At 61.6% G+C, this 18,548-nt stretch carries 21 protein-coding genes and 1 pseudogene; 1 reads left to right on the plus strand and 21 read right to left on the minus strand.

The annotated features are described in order from the left end of the window. Positions 1-146: 146 nt before the first annotated feature. Genes RGV59_RS27480 through RGV59_RS27490 form a run of 3 tightly spaced genes read right to left on the minus strand, consistent with a single transcriptional unit; the run spans position 147 to position 2,196 of the window. On the minus strand, positions 147-608 hold the full coding sequence (locus tag RGV59_RS27480; RefSeq protein ID WP_017845397.1) for a DUF6392 family protein: 462 nt from the start codon (positions 606-608) through the stop codon (positions 147-149). Further along, entirely contained in the window at positions 608-2,074 is a 1,467-nt protein-coding gene (locus RGV59_RS27485) for an S-type pyocin domain-containing protein (RefSeq protein WP_126585469.1), read from the minus strand. Before RGV59_RS27485 ends, RGV59_RS27480 begins: the two co-directional genes overlap by 1 nt. Then, positions 2,071-2,196: a hypothetical protein gene (locus RGV59_RS27490; protein ID WP_256580924.1), complete on the minus strand. Its 126-nt coding sequence runs from the start codon at positions 2,194-2,196 to the stop codon at positions 2,071-2,073. Before RGV59_RS27490 ends, RGV59_RS27485 begins: the two co-directional genes overlap by 4 nt. A gap of 446 nt (positions 2,197-2,642) precedes the next feature. Between RGV59_RS27490 and RGV59_RS31870 the strand changes: the two are divergent. Then, positions 2,643-2,804 (plus strand): annotated as a pseudogene (locus tag RGV59_RS31870) (DUF6124 family protein); the annotation flags it as partial. Positions 2,805-2,909: 105 nt separating this feature from the next. On the opposite strand, the gene RGV59_RS27495 reads toward RGV59_RS31870, so the two are convergent. The 18 genes from RGV59_RS27495 to fliF form a co-directional block, all read right to left on the minus strand. After that, complete coding sequence (locus RGV59_RS27495; RefSeq protein ID WP_017845394.1) at positions 2,910-3,113, minus strand: cold-shock protein; 204 nt, start codon at positions 3,111-3,113, stop codon at positions 2,910-2,912. A 378-nt stretch (positions 3,114-3,491) separates the two neighbouring features. Continuing rightward, on the minus strand, positions 3,492-4,628 hold the full coding sequence (gene flhB / locus RGV59_RS27500; RefSeq protein ID WP_017845392.1) for a flagellar biosynthesis protein FlhB: 1,137 nt from the start codon (positions 4,626-4,628) through the stop codon (positions 3,492-3,494). Between the two features lie 3 nt (positions 4,629-4,631). Continuing rightward, complete coding sequence (fliR, locus tag RGV59_RS27505; RefSeq protein WP_017845391.1) at positions 4,632-5,417, minus strand: flagellar biosynthetic protein FliR; 786 nt, start codon at positions 5,415-5,417, stop codon at positions 4,632-4,634. A 4-nt stretch (positions 5,418-5,421) separates the two neighbouring features. Next, positions 5,422-5,691: a flagellar biosynthesis protein FliQ gene (gene fliQ / locus RGV59_RS27510; protein ID WP_003175300.1), complete on the minus strand. Its 270-nt coding sequence runs from the start codon at positions 5,689-5,691 to the stop codon at positions 5,422-5,424. 4 nt (positions 5,692-5,695) lie between these two features. Continuing rightward, a complete protein-coding gene (gene fliP, locus RGV59_RS27515; RefSeq protein WP_126585470.1) occupies positions 5,696-6,439 on the minus strand; it encodes a flagellar type III secretion system pore protein FliP in 744 nt (247 codons plus the stop codon). Further along, the gene (gene fliO, locus RGV59_RS27520) at positions 6,439-6,882 is read right to left on the minus strand and encodes a flagellar biosynthetic protein FliO (RefSeq protein ID WP_026139822.1); all 444 of its coding nucleotides are present in this window, start codon (positions 6,880-6,882) and stop codon (positions 6,439-6,441) included. Before fliO ends, fliP begins: the two co-directional genes overlap by 1 nt. 1 nt (position 6,883) lies before the next feature. Then, the gene (gene fliN / locus RGV59_RS27525; RefSeq protein WP_017845388.1) at positions 6,884-7,351 is read right to left on the minus strand and encodes a flagellar motor switch protein FliN; all 468 of its coding nucleotides are present in this window, start codon (positions 7,349-7,351) and stop codon (positions 6,884-6,886) included. A 56-nt stretch (positions 7,352-7,407) separates the two neighbouring features. Continuing rightward, a complete protein-coding gene (gene fliM, locus RGV59_RS27530; protein ID WP_017845387.1) occupies positions 7,408-8,376 on the minus strand; it encodes a flagellar motor switch protein FliM in 969 nt (322 codons plus the stop codon). Between the two features lie 9 nt (positions 8,377-8,385). Beyond that, positions 8,386-8,886: a flagellar basal body-associated protein FliL gene (gene fliL, locus RGV59_RS27535; protein ID WP_017845386.1), complete on the minus strand. Its 501-nt coding sequence runs from the start codon at positions 8,884-8,886 to the stop codon at positions 8,386-8,388. A gap of 290 nt (positions 8,887-9,176) precedes the next feature. After that, a complete protein-coding gene (locus tag RGV59_RS27540; protein ID WP_102618113.1) occupies positions 9,177-10,553 on the minus strand; it encodes a flagellar hook-length control protein FliK in 1,377 nt (458 codons plus the stop codon). Between the two features lie 98 nt (positions 10,554-10,651). Continuing rightward, positions 10,652-10,996 carry an Hpt domain-containing protein gene (locus tag RGV59_RS27545; protein ID WP_017845384.1) on the minus strand — a complete coding sequence of 115 codons (345 nt, stop codon included), beginning with the start codon at positions 10,994-10,996 and terminating at the stop codon, positions 10,652-10,654. Between the two features lie 30 nt (positions 10,997-11,026). Beyond that, positions 11,027-12,745 (minus strand): ATP-binding SpoIIE family protein phosphatase, encoded by a 1,719-nt coding sequence (locus RGV59_RS27550; protein ID WP_102618112.1) that lies wholly within the window; start codon positions 12,743-12,745, stop codon positions 11,027-11,029. Then, entirely contained in the window at positions 12,742-13,047 is a 306-nt protein-coding gene (locus tag RGV59_RS27555; protein ID WP_017845382.1) for an STAS domain-containing protein, read from the minus strand. Before RGV59_RS27555 ends, RGV59_RS27550 begins: the two co-directional genes overlap by 4 nt. Before the next feature lie 118 nt (positions 13,048-13,165). After that, on the minus strand, positions 13,166-13,615 hold the full coding sequence (fliJ, locus tag RGV59_RS27560; RefSeq protein WP_017845381.1) for a flagellar export protein FliJ: 450 nt from the start codon (positions 13,613-13,615) through the stop codon (positions 13,166-13,168). Between the two features lie 3 nt (positions 13,616-13,618). After that, a complete protein-coding gene (gene fliI / locus RGV59_RS27565) occupies positions 13,619-14,977 on the minus strand; it encodes a flagellar protein export ATPase FliI (RefSeq protein ID WP_017845380.1) in 1,359 nt (452 codons plus the stop codon). Next, a complete protein-coding gene (gene fliH / locus RGV59_RS27570; protein ID WP_017845379.1) occupies positions 14,967-15,731 on the minus strand; it encodes a flagellar assembly protein FliH in 765 nt (254 codons plus the stop codon). Before fliH ends, fliI begins: the two co-directional genes overlap by 11 nt. A 10-nt stretch (positions 15,732-15,741) precedes the next feature. Further along, positions 15,742-16,761, minus strand: coding sequence for a flagellar motor switch protein FliG (gene fliG, locus RGV59_RS27575; RefSeq protein ID WP_010563975.1), 1,020 nt, complete (start codon positions 16,759-16,761; stop codon positions 15,742-15,744). Further along, the gene (gene fliF, locus RGV59_RS27580) at positions 16,754-18,532 is read right to left on the minus strand and encodes a flagellar basal-body MS-ring/collar protein FliF (protein WP_017845378.1); all 1,779 of its coding nucleotides are present in this window, start codon (positions 18,530-18,532) and stop codon (positions 16,754-16,756) included. The genes fliG and fliF overlap by 8 nt, the downstream gene beginning before the upstream one ends. Between the last annotated feature and the right edge of the window lie 16 nt (positions 18,533-18,548).

Genomic DNA, 18,548 nt, shown 5'->3' on the forward strand with positions numbered 1-18,548 from the left:
ATGAGGGAATTCATTTCAATTAAATATAGGCGTCCCCTTTTCACTTTTCGCCTCCGATCAGCCTCTCTGCCTGGATGGCCGAGTCCTGATGCCGGCCAGAAAAGACATTCGCTTGACTGGCTGGCAGTGCGCTCAGTTTGAGAAAACTAGGCGCGGAGAGTGAACACCAGCGTATTAACTTGATAGTTTTCCGCGTACTTAAATATCAGCTTGGCGTTCGGATACACCGAGGGCTCAAGCTCATACGCATCCCACCCCCCTGTTTTTCTGTTTAGAGGGAGTTTTGTCGGACCCTTTGACTCTAAAGGAACACCGAAGGAGGCCTTTACGTCAGCCTGACTCATCGATAAAGCCAGCGGCAGTGGCAGTTTTCCACGATATACAGACTGCCCCTCTACAGCCTTAACAAGAGTGATATATAGAGTTTCCAGGCGTTTGGAGTCAGCTGAAAAACTCAACTCAACTCCATCCTCTGGTTCAATATCCAGCCAGTCCCTTCCCTTATAAAGCTCTTGTAGAGGCATATTGGGGATGACACCCTCTGAGACTAAGGATTCATAGGGGCGCCCCAGGCTTTTGATCCACAGTGCAATCGTTGTGGCGTCCATTAGTACCACCCTTGTTTCTGGTTGAGTTGATGTAATTGCTCTCGGGCCGCCTCAATTTCAGCTTCAGGATAGCCTTCATCCAGTAACCCGCTCTTGATCGCATCGACATTGCTATTAACAGCCGCCCGTAGGTCGGCGACATCTTTGGCTTGCTTGGCCCTGGTACTGCGCCCACCGTAAGTTTCACTATGCTTCTGATGCACATGTGTCGGAATCGCGATGCCTGGAGCGTTCTTTAGATAATCCAACACCTGTTGACGCGGCATTTTGGCATCCAACTGAAGTAACGTTGCCTCCAGTACCTTTTGTGCAGGTATGTGGTCGATGTCCAGGCCATCTTTTCGACTCCGGCTCATTAGATCGGCCGCGCGACCAACCTCCAACGGGCTAACCATAGGCTTGGCAAATACCAAGTACAGCGGCGACATACCCGAGTCAGCAGGAAACGTAACGATCGTGTCCTGCCAGGTAACATCCTCTGCATCCCGACCTGGGTAGTGACTGATTGCCGAATCTTGCCCCACCGCAACCGGATGAACGAACAAATTATCCAAGCGTTCCGGTGTACCCGGATACGGGCTCGGCGCACTGACCACCGGCCCGTTGTTCGGCGTCCAAGTGATGCTGATGCCATCTAGCACCGCGACCATCGCGCTCTTGTCCGCATTCCAACTGGCTTGCGCAACAGACACACGATCAGCGCCACTTTCAGGCTTGGTATGTATGCCGTAGACGCGTAGTTCACCTGATTCATCCTGGCGAAACTGAAACCGCACTCGCGTACTGGCCGAGCGCATACCTGCCAGTTGTTCTGGGGTGTAGAGCGTCGAATCACCCATATCCCTTGGCCAAAAAGCCAGCAGCACGACGTTGAGTGCTGAACTGGCTCCGACCAGTCCTCGTATGGCCCAGGCGCCAAGGTCGCTGCCGAGTGTTCCGGCGACCCTCCCGACAGCGCCCGCAGTGCCGGTCGAAGCCATGACGGCCGTGGTGCCAAAGTTTGTCGCGTGTTCAGGGCTGGTTCCCGCCGCCGTGGAACCGACCGGCACCGAAACGCATGACTTGGCGAACACACACGCATCAGCGGCACGATTCATTACGCCGGGGGTGGATAAGTTGGAAACGGGCGGGTTGGGGGTGTTTGGTCCGGTCCAAGTGAAGGCGGCACGCTGGGGTTGTGTTTCGAACACCTGACACTTGAAGCGCTGGCAGGCGATCAGCTCCGGTGGCGGGTCGCATTTGCACAGACAGAGATCGCCCTCTAGCGCCGCTTGTTTGCCGCCCCAGTCTTCGTGCAGGTGAGGCCCAACGAGCGCGATGACGCCTTCAGTGCCGCATGCCGGACAAGCGACCCGGTCACCCTCCCTGGCGATCATTTGGCCGTTGAAGCTGGTGCGCTCCAGGCCACTGATCACTTTGCCGCCCGCCGTGGTCGTCGCGCCAGTGGTGATGTTGTAGCGCTTCACATCTGGCTCTCTACGCGATATCCAGGCTGCAGAAGGTCAGGGAGGCCATCGTCGTCCGCGTATTCCACCACCTGAGCCAGGTTTTGCAGGCTGCCGATCAGTGTGTTATCGGAGCTGTTCATGTCACTTCCTTTTTTGCGTGCAGAGGCCTCACACACCATCGTGGTGTTGAGTCGTGCAGAGGGGATCGCGCCGGGAATGGCGCCAGGAAGAGGCTGCTGAATGATGAAGGACCAAACAATTGACCGTTCGGCTAGGTGTTTGTAAAAACAGAAACTTCCGACAAGTGTTTGAAGTTGCTCCTAGGAAACTCGCTCTCTAGTCTCCGTACTTCGCTGCACACGCAGCGGGCGGGCGTCGCGGCCCATGTAAATTCAGGCGCAAAGTGCCATTGTCCGCTTTCAGTTGACGTTTTTTTATCGTCTACTGTGCGGCGCTATGGTGGCTGTGCGCGGGATACCTTCGGGTAAGCCGGTTTCCTGATTCCGGTCCGCGAACCTGCGTACAGCTGCCACCCCATCGCATCGCGGCGATCAGTGGCAGCTCCACTTAAATCAGGAGCGTCACAATGGTTAAACCAACCCCAAATCCCCCGCGCGGCACCAATACCCCACCCACCGTGCTCATCGACGGCATCAGCACCGAAGACCTGCTGGTCAACCTCACCGAAACCCTGGCTCGCGCCCACGCCCTGACCTGCGACTTCGCCTTTAATCTGGAAGGATCACGGGCATCCAACCCAGTGATCGTTCCCGCCGGTGGGAACGATCAACTTTTGCTTCAAGGGGGCAGAGCGCTGAGGGGCGCGGCGAAGGGATGCTATCAGTGGCGATCTTTATACAGGACGCACATTCTCGGCCTGCGGGCCTTTTTGGCCCTGCGTCACGTCGTATTCCACTTTTTGATTTTCTTCCAAACTTTTGAAACCGGTGCCGGTGATTGCTGAATAGTGGACAAACACGTCCGTGCTGCCGTCGTCGGGAGAAATAAAACCAAACCCCTTCTCCGCGTTAAACCATTTCACAGTGCCCGTTGCCATGGCCGTTCTCCGTACACTTCAATTAAGAACTTACACAGGTGTCGTCAGATCAGTTGAATGTCGCATGCATAGATGCCCGCCGGTCGATGGATCATCCAAAACTGCACTTTCTGCCCCTCCGAAAGCAGGCATCCATCCGAACTGCACAGATCTACCAACACATCGTCTCCCCCACTGTCCAACGCAATCGAACCCAATCCGGTCTGCTGGTCATAAGACTTAACCCGGCCTGTGAATAGCTGCATCGCCCCACTCCCGGCATTTTACTTCGCAGTACCTGAGGCAATAGAACCGCGAGAAGGCGAAAGTGACGACTGTCAAAGTTGACAGGTCAGGAAGGTTTACGACGAATGGCACGGTGCCAATTTGAACAGTTGGTCAGGAATCGCGCCGCAAATCCGGCGGAATCGGCAGGTCCTTGAGCGGATCGGGGCGCTTGCCTTTGCCGGCGCGGTACTGGCGGATCTGGTAGACGTAGGCCAATACCTGGGCCACGGCCAGGTACAGCCCGGCGGGGATTTCCTGGTCGAGGTCAGTGGAGTAGAAGATCGACCGCGCCAGTTCCGGCGACTCCAGCAACAGGATGTCGTTGGCCACGGCGATTTCGCGGATTTTCAGCGCCGTGAAGTCGCTGCCCTTGGCCAGCAGCATCGGCGCGCCGCCCTTCTCCGGGTCGTACTTGAGAGCCACGGCGTAGTGGGTCGGGTTGGTGATCACCACGTCGGCGTCGGGCACCGAAGCCATCATCTTGCGCTGGGACATTTCGCGCTGCAGTTGGCGAATGCGCTGCTTGACCTCGGGGCGGCCTTCCTGGTCCTTGTGTTCGTCGCGCACTTCCTGCTTGGTCATCAGCAGTTTCTTGTGGCTTTCCCACAGCTGGATCGGCGCATCCACGGCGGCGATCAGGATCAGCCCGGCGGCCATCCACAACGCACTCCAGCCCACCACTTGCACGCTGTGGATGATCGCCGACTCCAGCGGCTCATGGGCGATGCGCAGCAGGTCATCGATGTCGGAGGACAATACCACCAAGGCCACGAACAGAATCAGGATGAACTTGGCCAGGGCCTTGAGCAGTTCCACCAACGCCTTGGTGGAAAACATGCGCTTGAGCCCCGCCGCCGGGTTCATGCGGCTGAATTTTGGTGCCATGCTGCTCGCGGCGAACAGCCAGCCTCCAAGGGCGACGGGGCCGATCAGCGCGGCCAGGAGCAAGGTGATCAAAATCGGCTGCACCGCCAGGATCGCGATTTTCCCCGAATGCAGCAGGTACTGCCCCATGGCGCCGGGGCTGAGCAGCACTTCACGGGGCAAGCTGAAGTTGAGTTTCATCAACTCCATCAGGTCGAGCGCCAGGCCGCCGCCGTAGATCAGCAAGGCGCCGGCACCGGCCATCATCGTCGCGACGGTGTTGAGCTCTTTGGAGCGGGCAATCTCGCCCTTTTCCCGGGAGTCCTTTTTTCGTTTCTCCGTGGGGTCTTCTGTTTTGTCCTGACCACTCTCGCTCTCGGCCATGGCTCAGCGCGCCCGTGCCAGATCACGTAAGAACTGCAAGGCATCGCTCGCCAGCGGTTGATACTGATTGAGAATGTCGGCCATGCCGACCCAGAAAATCCCCATGCCCAACACCAGGGTCAACGGGAAACCGATAGAGAAGATATTCAACTGCGGCGCCGCGCGGGTCATCACCCCAAACGCGATGTTGACCACCAGCAGCGCGGTGATCGCCGGCAGCACCAGCAACAGCGAAGCGCCCAACACCCAACTGAGGCGCCCCACCAGTTCCCAGAAGTGATTGACCACCAACCCCGAGCCGACCGGCAAGGTGGTGAAACTTTCGGTCAGCACCTCGAACACCACCAGATGGCCATTCATGGCCAGGAACATCAAGGTCACCAGCATGGTCAGGAACTGCCCGATCACCGCCGCCGACACGCCGTTGGTGGGGTCGACCATCGACGCAAAACCCATACCCATCTGGATCGAGATGATTTGCCCGGCGATCACGAATGCCTGGAAGAACAGTTGCAGAGAGAAACCCAGCAGCGAGCCGATCAGGATCTGCTCGGCAATCAGCATCAGCGCACTGAGGTCCAGCGCATTGACCGCAGGCATCGGCGGCAAGCCCGGCACCAGCACCACGGTGATCGCCACCGCGAAGTACAGGCGGATACGCCGTGGTACCAGGGTGGTGCCGAACACCGGCATGCTCATCAGCACCGCCGTGACCCGGAACAGCGGCAAGATAAACGACGCCACCCAGGTGCTGATCTGGGTGTCGGTCAACGCCAGCAGCGACTGCACGCGGTCAGCCGATCAACTGCGGAATACTGCCGTACAGCTGCAGGATATATTCCATGAAGGTTTGCACCAGCCACGGGCCGGCGACAATCAACGTGACCAGCATCACCAGCAGGCGCGGCAGGAAGCTCAGGGTTTGTTCGTTGATCTGGGTCGCGGCCTGGAACATCGCCACCAACAGGCCGACCAACAGGCTCGGCACCACCAGCACAGCAACCATCATCGTGGTCAGCCACAACGCTTCACGGAACAGGTCGACGGCAACTTCTGGGGTCATAGCCCTACACTCCGCCGAAACTGCTGGCCAACGTGCCGATGATCAGTGCCCAGCCGTCCACCAGCACAAACAGCATGATCTTGAACGGCAACGAGATGATCAGCGGCGACAGCATCATCATCCCCATGGCCATCAGCACGCTCGCCACCACCAGGTCGATGATCAGGAACGGGATAAAGATCATGAAACCGATCTGGAACGCCGTCTTCAGTTCCGAGGTGACGAACGCCGGCACCAGGATCGTCAGCGGCGTCTGGTCCGGCGTGGCGATGTCGGTGCGCTTGGACAGGCGCATGAACAGCTCAAGGTCGCTGGAGCGGGTCTGCGACAGCATGAAGTCTTTGATCGGGCCTTGGGCCTTGTCGATGGCGTCTTGCGCCGTGAGCTTTTCCGCGAGGTAAGGCTGCAGGGCTTGCTGGTTCACCTTGTCGAAGACCGGCGCCATGATGAACAGCGTCAAGAACAGCGCCATGCCGGTGAGGATCTGGTTCGATGGCGTCTGTTGCAGGCCCAGGGCCTGACGCAGGATCGAGAACACGATAATGATGCGGGTGAAGCTGGTCATCAGCATGACAAACGCCGGGATAAAACTCAGCGCCGTCATGATCAGCAGGATCTGCAGGCTGACCGAATACTCCTGGGCCCCGGCCGCATTGGTGCCGAGCGTAATCGCCGGGATCGACAACGGGTCGGCGGCGAACGCCAATGGCGCGGCCAGCCACAGCATGAGCGTCAATAAAACGCGCATTACTTCTTATCCTTCTGATCCTTGCCCAGCAACTCCATCAGGCGTTGGGCGAATTCTGGCGTGGCGGCTTGGGTCGGGGCGACGTTGACCGGGGTCTTGAGCACATGCAGCGGGGTGATGCGGCCGGGGGTGAGGCCCAGCAGGATCTGTTCCTCGCCCACCTGCACCAGCACCAGCCGGTCACGCGGGCCGAGGGCGCGCGAGCCGATCATCTCGATGACCTGGGCGTTGCCCGGGCCAATGTTCTGCACCCGACGCATCAGCCAGGCCAGCACAAAAATCAGCCCGACCACCAGCAGCAGGCCCAGTACCAGTTGGGTCAACTGACCGCCGATACCGCTGCTCACCACCGGTGCCGCCGCCGCGGCCGCCTGCGCGACCGGTTCGGCCGCGAGGGCGCTCAATGGCAGCGCCAGCAACAGTCCCGCCATCGAATACTTCATGTCAGCGCAGCTTCTTGATGCGTTCGCTCGGGCTGATCACGTCGGTCAGGCGAATGCCGAACTTTTCGTTGACCACCACCACTTCGCCATGGGCGATCAGCGTGCCGTTGACCAGCACGTCCAGCGGCTCGCCGGCCAGGCGGTCAAGCTCGATCACCGAGCCCTGGTTGAGCTGCAGCAGGTTGCGGATGTTGATGTCGGTGCTGCCGACTTCCATGGAGATCGACACCGGGATGTCGAGAATCACGTCCAGGTTCGGGCCGTCGAGGCTCACCGGGTCGTTGTTCTTCGGCACGCTGCCGAATTCTTCCATGGGCAGGCGGTTACTGGCTGGCGCAGTAGAGGCATCGGCCGCCAGCAGCGCGTCGATATCGTCCTGGCCGACATCGCCGGTTTCTTCCAGGGCCGCAGCCCATTCGTCGGCCAGGGCCTGGTCTTCGGCGGAAGTGTTTTCGTGTTCGGTAGCCATTACATGTCCTCGGCGGAGCAAACATTCATAAATAGGGGTGCATCAATACGGGTGACTCAACGCCGGTTGATCGGCTCCACCACTTGCAGCGCCAGGTTGCCCTTGTGGGAACCGAGCTTGACCTTGAACGACGGCACGCCGTTGGCGCGCATGATCAGTTCTTCCGGCAACTCGACGGGAATCACGTCGCCCGGTTGCATGTGCAAGATATCCCGCAGGCGCAACTGACGACGCGCCACGGTGGCGCTCAGCGGCACGTCGACGTCCAGCAGGTCTTCGCGCAGGGCCTTGACCCAGCGTTCATCCTGATCGTCGAGGTCGGACTGGAAGCCGGCATCGAGCATTTCGCGCACCGGCTCGATCATCGAGTACGGCATGGTCACGTGCAGGTCACCGCCACCGCCATCGAGTTCGATGTGGAACGTCGACACCACAATCGCTTCGCTGGGGCCGACGATGTTGGCCATGGCCGGGTTCACTTCCGAGTTGATGTACTCGAAGTTGACTTCCATGATCGCCTGCCAGGCTTCCTTCAAGTCGATGAAGGCCTGCTCCAGCACCATCCGCACCACCCGCAGTTCCGTGGGGGTGAATTCCCGGCCTTCGATCTTGGCGTGACGGCCGTCGCCGCCGAAGAAGTTGTCCACCAGCTTGAACACCAGTTTGGCGTCGAGGATGAACAACGCCGTGCCGCGCAATGGCTTGATCTTGACCAGGTTGAGGCTGGTAGGCACGTACAGCGAGTGTACGTATTCACCGAACTTCATCACCTGCACGCCGCCCACCGCCACGTCCGCCGAGCGGCGCAGCATGTTGAACATGCTGATGCGGGTGTAACGGGCGAAACGCTCGTTGATCATTTCCAGGGTCGGCATGCGTCCACGGACGATGCGATCCTGGCTGGTCAGGTCATAACTTTTGACGCTGCCGGGTTCGGCAGCCGTTTCGGTCTGTACCAGACCATCGTCCACGCCATGCAGCAGCGCATCGATTTCATCCTGGGACAGCAGGTCTTGCACGGCCATGTGGTGATCCTACTGCAATACGAAATTAGTGAAGAGCGCCTGCTCGACCACCACTTTGCCGAGCTCTTTCTGGGCCACTTCCTGCACGCTGGCAGTGACCTTCTGGCGCAGCATTTCCTGGCCCACCGGGGTGGCCAGGTTGTCGAAGCTTTGCGCGGAAAACAACATCACCAGGTTGTTGCGGATCACCGGCATATGCACCTTGAGCGCATCGAGGTCTGCCTGGTTACGCGCCAGCAAGGTGATGCTCACCTGCAGGTAGCGTTGACGACCGTTCTGGTTGAAGTTGGCGACAAAGGCCGGAAGCATCGGTTCGAAGATTGCCGGTTGCTTGACGTTGCTGGCAGTTTCGGCGGCGGGCGCCGGTTTGCTCGCACTGCTGTGCATGATGTACCAAGTGCCGCCCACAGAGGCGCCGATGGCCAGGACCAGGGCCAGGACAATCAACAGGATAAGCTTGAGCTTACCCTTGCCTGCAGGTGCTTTTGCTGCGTCGTCGCTCTTCGCCATGCCAATAATCCGTCACTATTCGGGGATTCATAGATCTACGGAAAGGCAAGAGCAAGTGTTATGCCAGAGTTGTCAGGCAGAGCAGGACAGCGGCCATGCCACAGATCCATTGTGGGAGGGGGCTTGCCCCCGATAGCGGGGTTCCAGTCGACCGATCCGTTGACGGGCACACCGCCATCGGGGGCAAGCCCCCTCCCACCTTTGGATTGCGATCGACTCAGGCCAGGCTTAATGGTCGTGATCATCAGGGGCAAGCCCCCTCCCACACTCAGGCCGGTGTTGGCCCTGAATCAGGCGTAGTAGTCGACGGCGCTGGAGCCGATCACGGTGGACGTCACCGGCGCGACGGCCGCTGCCACTTCGGCGTGATCGGCAACGTCGCCGTTGTCACCCCGACCGCCACGGCCACTGATACCGTTCGCCTGGTTCTGTTGCTGTTGGCCCTGACCCTGGCCCTGCCAGCCGCGGGATTGGTCGGACACGTTGACGTCGACCTGCCCCATGCCCTGCTGGGCGAACATCTCGCGCAACCGGCCGGACTGGCTTTCCAGCGCGTCACGCACCACGGCGTGACCGCTCATGAACGTGACCTGGGCCTGCTGGTCCGCTGTCATGTTGACCTTGATATCCAGACGCCCGAGTTCGGCCGGTTGCAGCTGGATCTCTGCCGACTTGAGGTTGGCGCTGGACAGGTACATCACGCGGTTGACGATTTCCTCGGTCCAGCCGCTCTGGTGCATGGCCAGCGGTGCGTTGGTCACCGGCGGCAACGCGTTGGCGGTTTTCGGCGTGGCGGCCTGGGTCAGCGCGGCCAGGCGGTTGGCGAAGTCATCGACACGGGTGTCGCTGCTGGCACCCTTCAAATCCTTGAGGCCTTCTTCGATCAACCCGCCAAAGGCTTTGTCGCCGCCCTGGTCGGTGCTGTCCTTGCTGGCTTGCTGATCCACCATGTTAGCCAGGCCCGTGGCGAAGTTCTGCGCGACAGTCGGCTGGTCCTGGGACGTCGGCGCGGCTTTCTGCGGCGTCTGGCTGCTGGCCGACACATGGCCGCCCTGCTCCATCGCCAGGCGTACCGCCGGCAGGGCGTCCAGAGGGTCTGCCGCGGGATCGAAGGCTGGCTTGGCCGCATCGGTCACTGCCGGCGGTGTCGTGACCAGCGGCTGGGCCTTGTCATCCTTGGCGGCGGCCGGGGCTGGCGTTTCCACCGGCACCGGCACAGCAACTGGCGTGACCGTGACAATCAACGCGGGATCAACCACCGGCGCAACCGTCGGGTCTGCCGCAGGCTGCTGCGCCAAGGCCGGGTCGGCGGGCGGAGTTTGATCACTGCTGGCGCTGTCGGCCGGCTTGGCCGGCGGGTCGGCAGGCAAGGGTTTGCCGCTATCGGCAACCGCTGGCGTACCGGCGGCAGGTTTATCGTTGTTCGCGACAGGCTTATCGTTGCCGGCAACCGGTTTGGCACTCGCGTCGGCAGGCTTGTCGCGCATGGGTTTGGCCGAGTTGTCGTCGGCCTTGGCCGAGGGCTTCGAACCTTGGCTGGCGAACACCTGAGCAAAGCCAGGGCCCTTATCCCGGGGCTCCGCAGCCGCCGCCGGTGGATTGGCGGCAGGCGCTTGAGGCTTGGCCGCGGAGGCAGCCTGAAGGAGCGAATTAGGGGCGACTGGCATAGGTAAGGTCTCCACTGCATGGGGATCGGGGATGCAGTATCAGGAGATAGAGCAAGAGTCGGGCCAGCTCCTATCGAAAAGCCGTCCCGCGCCTGAAATTAAAGCTGGAAGCGCTGGCGCTCCGACTCATACAGCGGCTTGACCAGCGCAAACTCATGATCAATCTGATCGACCAAGGCCCCCAGGTCCGCCGCCGCCTCGACGGACTCAACCTCCAGGCGCTGGCACAAGTGCGCCAACCGCACCGCCCCGAGGTTGCCACTGCTGCCCTTGAAACTATGGGCGATAAGCGCCAATGCCTTGGCATCGTCGCGCGCCTTGCGCAGCGCTTCGACGCGCTTTTGCGAATCATCGAGAAAGGTATCGAGCAACTTGGGGTACTCGCCTTCCATGACTTCCTGCAAACCCGATAACACGTCCGGGTCCAGATGAACCTCAACCACTTGTTCGCTCCTTGATCAAGAATCGGCGGATTATGCCAGAGCCTCCCAGCAAAACTCCACGCAGACGCTACGCCCGCCGTCGGACCAGCGTACATCGCTGCTCAGTTGCCGTACCAGGCTCAAGCCGCGACCGGACAGGCGGTCGACATCCAGCGGGCGCGCCAGTACCTGTTCCACATCGAACCCGGGGCCGCTGTCTTCGATGCGCAAGCTCATCCTGCCGCCGGTAACGGTGGGCGCCACCTGCACCTGCACGCGCACATAACCGCTGTTGAGCTGCATCAGCCGTTCGTTGCGCTCGCGGTAATACTGCGCGAACCCTTTGGCATCGCGCTTGAGCCGCGAGTCCAGGCCCAGCACGCCATGCTCGAGGGCGTTGGAATACAGCTCGGCCATCACGCTGTAGAGCGCCCCGCTCTGCTCGCGCAGGCCGTGGATCTCGAGCAGCAGTTGCAACAGATAGGGCAGCGGGTTGTAACGCTTGAGGGTCTCGGCGCGGAATTCAAAACCCACCGACCAATCCAACGGGCACGACTGGCCGCTGTCGGCGTACAACGGCCCCGTCGCGCGCATCGACTGGCCGGCCTGCAGGGTGATTTCGACCATGCTCACATCATCCCGCACCTCACCGCGAAACGCCGCCAGAGCCTGCTCGATATCCTCGAACAGGCGGTCGGGCTCGCGATTGGCGGCAAACACCTGCTGCAAGCGCTCGGCGCCGAACAGCTGTTCGTTGGCGTCGGCGGTGTCCAGTACGCCGTCGGAGAGCAGAAACACGCGGTCGCCCAGGGCCATCGGCCAGACTTCGGTATGGTCCTCGAACGCCTGCGCCGACAGCACACCCAACGGCAAATGCCGTGACACCAACGGTGTCCGCTTGCCGGTGGCGACTTCATGTACATAGCCATCAGGCATGCCGCCATTCCAGACCTCCACCACGCGCCGCTGCGTGCTCAGGCACAACAGCGCGGCGCAGCAGAACATGTCCACCGGCAGGATGCGTTTGAGCTTGGCGTTCATCTCCCGCAGGATCTGCGTCAGCCCGTAGCCCTTGGCCGTCATGCCGTAGAACACTTCCGCCAACGGCATCGCGCCGACCGCCGCCGGCAGGCCATGCCCGGTGAAATCGCCGAGCAGCACATGCATATCACCCGCCGGCGTGTAGGCCGCCAACAACAAGTCACCGTTGAACAGCGCATACGGCGATTGCAGGTAGCGAATGTTCGGCGCCGCGTTGATACAGCCGGAATGGGCAACCTTGTCGAACACCGCCTTGGCCACGCGTTGCTCATGCAGCAGGTAGTCGTGGTGCTTGGCGATCAGGTCGCGCTGCTGCAATACCGTGGCCTGCAGGCGGCGCAGGCGGTCCATCGCATTGATCTTGGCCGCGAGGATCAGCGGGTTGTAGGGCTTGGGCAAGAAGTCATCGCCACCGGCATCCAGGCATTCGGCCAGGGCTTCGCTTTGGCGCAGGGAGGTGAGGAAGATGATCGGCACCAGGGCTTCGCCCGCCAGTTGCTTGATCCGGCGCGCGGCCTCAAAGCCATCCATCACCGGCATCAGGGCGTCCATCAACACCAGTTGCGGGCGTTCGCGGGCGAACAGGTCGACCGCTTCCACACCGTTGCTGGCGGTGAGCACTTGGTGGCCCTGGCGCCGAATGATGGTCGACAGCAACAGCAAGTCGGTGGCGCTGTCTTCGGCGATCAGGACGGTCAGCGGTTCGAGGACCGGAGCCAGAGCGCTCAATTGATATCGAACAGTTTATCGAAGTTGGATATCGCGAGGATCTTGCGCACGTCGGAGCTGATGTTGATCACCTGGACTTCCGCATCATCGCCCCCGGCATGATCGCGCAGCAGCAGGAGCATGCCCAGGGCCGAACTGTCCATGTAGGTGGTTTCCTTCAGGTCGACCACGTACACGTCCGGCACCTTGTAGAAACGCTCGTAGGCCTCACGAAAGATCTGGTGGCTGCCGAAATCGAACCGGCCTTTGATTGCAATCGTCAACTTCGTCCCATCCAGGGATACTTCTGACACGACTGACATGTGACTGCTTCCTTGTCATGGGTCTAGATAGAAGGTGTAGCAGGCGAATGGGCTATGGGCAACACGGCGAATCAAATATGGGAAAGCCCCCCTCCCACATTGAACAGCGGGCCTGGCGCTAGTAGGGATTCTGCCGCGGCAGGCGCTGGGACAACTCGTCGAGCAGCTTCTGCTCGCGCTTATCCTCGATCGCCCGCGCTTCGTCGATATAGCGCTGCACCAGCTTGCGCAAGCCTTCGACCCGGGCATAGGCCTGCTGCCAGCTCTCGCGGGCCTTGTCGAGGTTGTTCTGGTGCCAGGCCAGGCTCTGGCGCTGCTGGCCGACGGCAGTCTCAAGTTGGTTGAGAAAGCCCTGGTAGCCCATCAGCCACTGGCCGGACACGCCCTTGGTGCCGCGCTCGATCCACTGCTGCTGGTACTCGCCGCGAAAGCGCTCCAGGTCGCCGAGCTTGCTTTCTGCCAGGCGCACCTGGCCCTGGAAGTAACCCAGGCGCTGGACCGCGGTTTTTTCGGCCTTTTCGGCCATGTCCACCACCGGGGCCAGGCGTGAGGAGCGGCTGCTGGCCATGGCTTAGCCGCCTGGCGCGGGGGCGAAGATGGACTGCAGGTGTGCTTCGCTTTCGCCCATGCTGATGTTGTCGTTGAGGCCCTGGCGCAGGTAGGTGACCAACTGCGGTTGCAGGGCAATCGCCAGGTCGGTCTCACGATCGCCACCGGCCACATAGGCGCCGACGCTGATCAGGTCGCGACTCTGCTGGTAGCGCGACCACAGCTGCTTGAACTGCTGGGCGCGGGCCATGTGCTCGGGCGTAACCACCGATGGCATCACCCGGCTGATGGAGGCTTCGATGTCGATCGCCGGGTAGTGCCCCTCTTCCGCCAGGCGCCGCGACAGCACGATGTGACCGTCGAGCACGCCGCGCGCCGAGTCGGCGATCGGGTCCTGCTGGTCATCGCCTTCAGACAACACGGTGTAGAACGCAGTGATCGAGCCCCCGCCCGCCTCGGCATTACCGGCGCGCTCGACCAGCTTGGGCAGCTTGGCGAACACCGACGGCGGATACCCCTTGGTGGCCGGCGGCTCGCCAATGGCCAGGGCGATTTCCCGCTGGGCCTGGGCGAAACGCGTGAGGGAGTCCATCAGCAACAGGACGTTCTTGCCCTTGTCGCGAAAATATTCGGCGATGCGCGTGCAGTACATGGCCGCGCGCAAACGCATCAGCGGCGCATCGTCCGCCGGGGAGGCCACCACCACCGAACGCTTGAGGCCTTCTTCACCGAGGCTGTGCTCGATGAACTCCTTCACTTCCCGGCCCCGTTCGCCGATCAGCCCCACCACGATGATGTCGGCCTCGGTAAAGCGGGTCATCATGCCGAGCAACACCGACTTACCCACGCCGGTACCGGCGAACAGGCCCAGGCGCTGGCCGCGGCCGACCGTCAATAAACCGTTGATGCTGCGAATGCCCACGTCCAGCGGCTGGCTGATCGGGTTGCGCTTGAGCGGGTTGATGGTGGGGCCGTCCATTGGCACCCAGTCTTCGGCCTTCATGCCGCCCTTGCCGTCCAGCGCGCGCCCGGCGCCGTCCAGCACGCGGCCGAGCATGCTCATGCCCATGGGCAGGCGGCCGGTATCGGCCAGCGGCACCACGCGGGCACCGGGGGCGATGCCCGCCAGGCTGCCAACGGGCATGAGGAAAATCTTGCTGCCGGAAAAACCCATGACTTCGGCTTCGACCTGCACCGGGTGGTAGCTGTCGTCGTTGATCACCAGGCAGCGGCTGCCCATGGCGGCACGCAGGCCCTCGGCTTCGAGGGTCAGGCCGACCATGCGCAGCAGGCGCCCTTCGAGAATCGGCTGGCCGGGCAACCCGGTGGCCTCGATGTAACCGCCCAGGCGCTTGGCGAAGCTGGTGCGATCAAGGCGCATCGGCGGCGTCCAGGTCCACGCTCATGTCCGGTTCGGCCGGGTTCAGGAGCTGCTCGTGGACCTGATCCAGCAGTTGGGCCATGATCTGGCTGATGCGCGTCTCCACAGTGGCGTCGATGCGGCTGTATTCGGTCTCGACGCGGCAACCACCGGGCTGCAGATCGGCATCTTCGACGATGCGCCAGGTTTCTTCATGGCGCTCGCGCAGGGCTTTGACCTGTTCGAAATCCTGCGGGTTGATGTGCAGCCGCACATTGCCGACGCCCAGGGGCAGCAGCTTGAGGGCTTCGCGCATGACGCTTTCGATCTGGCTGGAGTCCAGCACCAGCTCACGCTGGATCACCTGACGGGCGATGTGCTCGACCAGCCCGACCATGGCTTTTTCGATCTGCGAATCCTGCTCGGCGATGGGCTCGAACAGGCTGCCCATCAGGCGTTCGAGGCTGGCCAGCTTGACGCTCAAGGCGACCTCGGCTTCCTGGCGGACCTTGAGCGTGGCGCTGCGAAAACCATCTTTTTCGCCAGCGGCGAAGCCTTCGTTGTAGGCCTCCTGGCGGATGCTTTCCAACTCTTCCAGGGTCAGTGGCTGGACTTCCTCCAGCGGCACTTCTTCCATTTCCGCCGGCAGTTCTTCCACAGGCTCGGGTTCAGGCTCCGGCACATGCGGATCGAAGCTGGGCAACGACCAGATGTCGAACCCGCCCACGTCCCGCGCGCGAATCAGATCGCTGGGCGTCTCATCTTTGTTCGACATGCGAGGCGCCTTAGATCATTTCTTCGCCGCCCTTCCCGCCGAGAACGATTTCTCCGGCTTCGGCCATACGGCGGGCAATGGTGAGGATTTCCTTCTGGGCGGTTTCCACGTCGCTGACGCGCACCGGGCCTTTGGCTTCCAGGTCGTCGCGCAACAGTTCCGAGGCGCGCTTGGACATGTTCTTGAAGATCTTCTCCTTGACGCCTTCGTCCGAGCCCTTGAGGGCCAGTACCAGCACGTCGGAGGAGACTTCGCGCAACAGCGCCTGGATGCCGCGGTCGTCGACATCGGAGAGGTTGTTGAACACGAACATGAGGTCTTCGATCTGGCCGGACAGGGTGTCGTCGATCTCGCGAATCGAGTCCATCAACTGGCCTTCGACCGAGCTGTCGAGGAAGTTCATGATGTCGGCGGCGCGCTTGATACCACCCAAGGTGGTGCGCGAAGCATTCGAGTTGCCCGAGAACTGCTTCTCGAGAATCGTGTTGAGTTCTTTCAGGGCCGCCGGCTGCACGGTGTTCAGCGACGATACGCGCAGGATGATGTCCAGGCGCACTTTATGGTCGAAGTGGCCGAGCACTTCGCCAGCCTGGTCCGGGTCGAGGTACGCCACCACGATCGCCTGGATCTGCGGGTGTTCGTAGCGGATCACGTCGGCGACGGCGCGCGGTTCCATCCATTTGAGGCTGTCGAGGCCGCTGGTGTTGCCGCCCAGCAGGATGCGATCGATCAGGCCGTTGGCTTTGTCTTCGCCGAGGGCCGAGGTGAGCATCTTGCGGATGTAGCTGTCGGAGCCGACGCCCAGGCTGGTCTGGTCGCCGACGATCTCGACGAACTCGCTCATCACCTGTTCGACCTGCTCACGGTGAACGTTGCGCATTTGCGCCATGGCCACGCCGACCCGCTGAACCTCTTTGGGGCCCATATGGCGCAGCACTTGGGCGGCGTCGGTTTCACCCAGGGACAGCAGCAGGACTGCGGCTTTGTCGACCTTGGTGAGTTTGGCAACAGCGGCTCGATTATCACTCATCTGCGTTAATCCACTCTTTCACGACCTGGGCCACACGGCCCGGGTCTTCTGCCACCAGACTCTTGATTGCGTTCAACTGAGCGTCATAGCCTTCGCTCGGGCTTGGCAACAGGATGCTTTGCGGGCCGCCGAGGCTGACGCGGTCGTTGGCCAGTTCGCCGTCCAGGCCGCCCATGCCACCCAACTCGACGTCGCCGCCAGCGAAGGCCGCCAGTTGTTTCTTGCCATTGCCGGTGATGTTGTTGAGCACCGGACGCAGCACGCCGAACACCAGCACCAGGATGAACAACACGCCCAGCACTTGCTTGACGATGTCCCAGAACCACGGCTGGGTGTAGAACGCCGCTTCGGCGATCACTTCGCCACGCTCGGCGGAGAACGGCATGTTGATCACGCTGACGCTGTCGCCACGGCTGGCGTCGAAACCGACGGCATCCTGCACCAGGCGGGTGAAGCGCGCCAATTCGTCGGCGCTCCACGGTGCGCGGGTGACGGCGCCGTCAGCGGCGTTGACCTTGACCTGGTCATCGACCACCACCGACACCGACAGGCGGTTGATCCGGCCCTGTTGCTGCTTGGTGTGGCTGATGGAACGGTCGAGTTCGAAGTTCTTGGTCGACTGGTTACGCTTGTCCGCCGGGTACGGAGCGAGCATCGGCTGGCCGGTGGCCGGGTCCATGATCTGTTGACCGTTGGCGTCCAACAGTGGCTGGCCGGGAGCGATGGCGCCCGCGGTCGCGGCGGCGCCGCCAGTGGTTTGCGGTGCCGAGGCCGGGGCCGGCGGCTGGTTGCTCAGGGCACCCGGTACGCCTTGCGGGCCGTTGCTGGCGGTGCGTTGTTCGCTGGTGGACTGCTCGCTGCGCAGGGCCGGCTGGTCCGGGTTGAATTGCTCGGAGGTCGACTCGACGGCACTGAAATCCACGTCGGCGGACACTTCAGCCTTGTAGCGGTCGTTGCCCAGCACCGGTTGCAGGATGTTGTGGACACGCTGGGTGAGCATGCTTTCCATGCGGCGACTGTAGTCGAACTGCTTGCCGGCCTGGGTCAGCGCTGAGTTTTCGGCCATGTCGGACAACAGGTTGCCCTTCTGGTCGACCACGGTGATTTGCGACTTGCTCAATTCGGGAACGCTGGTGGCCACCAGGTTGATGATCGCCAGTACCTGGCCAGGCTCCAGGGAGCGGCCGGAAAACAGTTCGACCAATACCGAGGCACTTGGCTTGCGCTCGTCGCGCACAAACACCGAACTCTTCGGAATCGCCAGGTGGACCCGCGCACCCTTGACGTTGTTGAGGCTGGAGATGGTACGCGCCAGTTCGCCTTCCAGGCCACGACGGTAGCGGGTGGCTTCCATGAACTGGCTGGTACCCAGGCCCTGGTCCTTGTCGAGGATCTCGAAACCGATGTTGCTGTCGGACGGGGTCACGCCGGCGGCGGCCAGCTTCATGCGCGCCCGGGCGACGTCATCGGCCTTGACCAGCAGTGCCCCGGAGTTGGGCTCCACGGTGTAGGCGATGTCGGCGGCGGCCAGGGTTTCCATGATCTGCTTGGAGTCCATACCGGCCAGGCTGCCGTACAGCGGCCGGTAATCGGGTTGCTGCGACCACAGCACCACAGCAAAACCAATCGCCACGCTGGCCGCCAGGCCGACCATCAGGCCCACCTGACGCAGCATGGTCATTTCCGAGAGGTTTTCCAGGAACGACAGGCCAAACAGCGGCGGCTTGCCGTCTGTCTTGGCGGGTACGTTGTCCACGACTGCTTCTGCCATGACTTAAATCTCGTCC

Origin of the sequence: Pseudomonas sp. FG1 (assembly GCF_034313875.1) — a bacterium.
In the GTDB taxonomy this organism is placed as follows: domain Bacteria; phylum Pseudomonadota; class Gammaproteobacteria; order Pseudomonadales; family Pseudomonadaceae; genus Aquipseudomonas; species Aquipseudomonas veronii.

Bases quoted from the DNA above. Each gene is read 5' to 3' on its own strand.
- fliH (WP_017845379.1), bottom strand. From the start codon at position 15,731: ATGTCGAACAAAGATGAGACGCCCAGCGATCTGATTCGCGCGCGGGAC.
- fliM (WP_017845387.1), bottom strand. From the start codon at position 8,376: ATGGCCGTGCAAGACCTGCTGTCCCAGGATGAAATCGATGCGCTGCTG.
- fliJ (WP_017845381.1), bottom strand. From the start codon at position 13,615: ATGGCCAGCAGCCGCTCCTCACGCCTGGCCCCGGTGGTGGACATGGCC.
- RGV59_RS27495 (WP_017845394.1), bottom strand. From the start codon at position 3,113: ATGGCAACGGGCACTGTGAAATGGTTTAACGCGGAGAAGGGGTTTGGT.
- fliI (WP_017845380.1), bottom strand. From the start codon at position 14,977: ATGCGCCTTGATCGCACCAGCTTCGCCAAGCGCCTGGGCGGTTACATC.
- fliF (WP_017845378.1), bottom strand. From the start codon at position 18,532: ATGGCAGAAGCAGTCGTGGACAACGTACCCGCCAAGACAGACGGCAAG.
- flhB (WP_017845392.1), bottom strand. From the start codon at position 4,628: ATGGCCGAGAGCGAGAGTGGTCAGGACAAAACAGAAGACCCCACGGAG.
- RGV59_RS27540 (WP_102618113.1), bottom strand. From the start codon at position 10,553: ATGCCAGTCGCCCCTAATTCGCTCCTTCAGGCTGCCTCCGCGGCCAAG.
- fliN (WP_017845388.1), bottom strand. From the start codon at position 7,351: ATGGCTACCGAACACGAAAACACTTCCGCCGAAGACCAGGCCCTGGCC.
- RGV59_RS27480 (WP_017845397.1), bottom strand. From the start codon at position 608: ATGGACGCCACAACGATTGCACTGTGGATCAAAAGCCTGGGGCGCCCC.
- RGV59_RS27555 (WP_017845382.1), bottom strand. From the start codon at position 13,047: ATGTCAGTCGTGTCAGAAGTATCCCTGGATGGGACGAAGTTGACGATT.
- fliL (WP_017845386.1), bottom strand. From the start codon at position 8,886: ATGGCGAAGAGCGACGACGCAGCAAAAGCACCTGCAGGCAAGGGTAAG.
- fliP (WP_126585470.1), bottom strand. From the start codon at position 6,439: ATGCGCGTTTTATTGACGCTCATGCTGTGGCTGGCCGCGCCATTGGCG.
- RGV59_RS27490 (WP_256580924.1), bottom strand. From the start codon at position 2,196: ATGAACAGCTCCGATAACACACTGATCGGCAGCCTGCAAAACCTGGCT.
- fliG (WP_010563975.1), bottom strand. From the start codon at position 16,761: ATGAGTGATAATCGAGCCGCTGTTGCCAAACTCACCAAGGTCGACAAA.
- fliQ (WP_003175300.1), bottom strand. From the start codon at position 5,691: ATGACCCCAGAAGTTGCCGTCGACCTGTTCCGTGAAGCGTTGTGGCTG.
- fliO (WP_026139822.1), bottom strand. From the start codon at position 6,882: ATGAAGTATTCGATGGCGGGACTGTTGCTGGCGCTGCCATTGAGCGCC.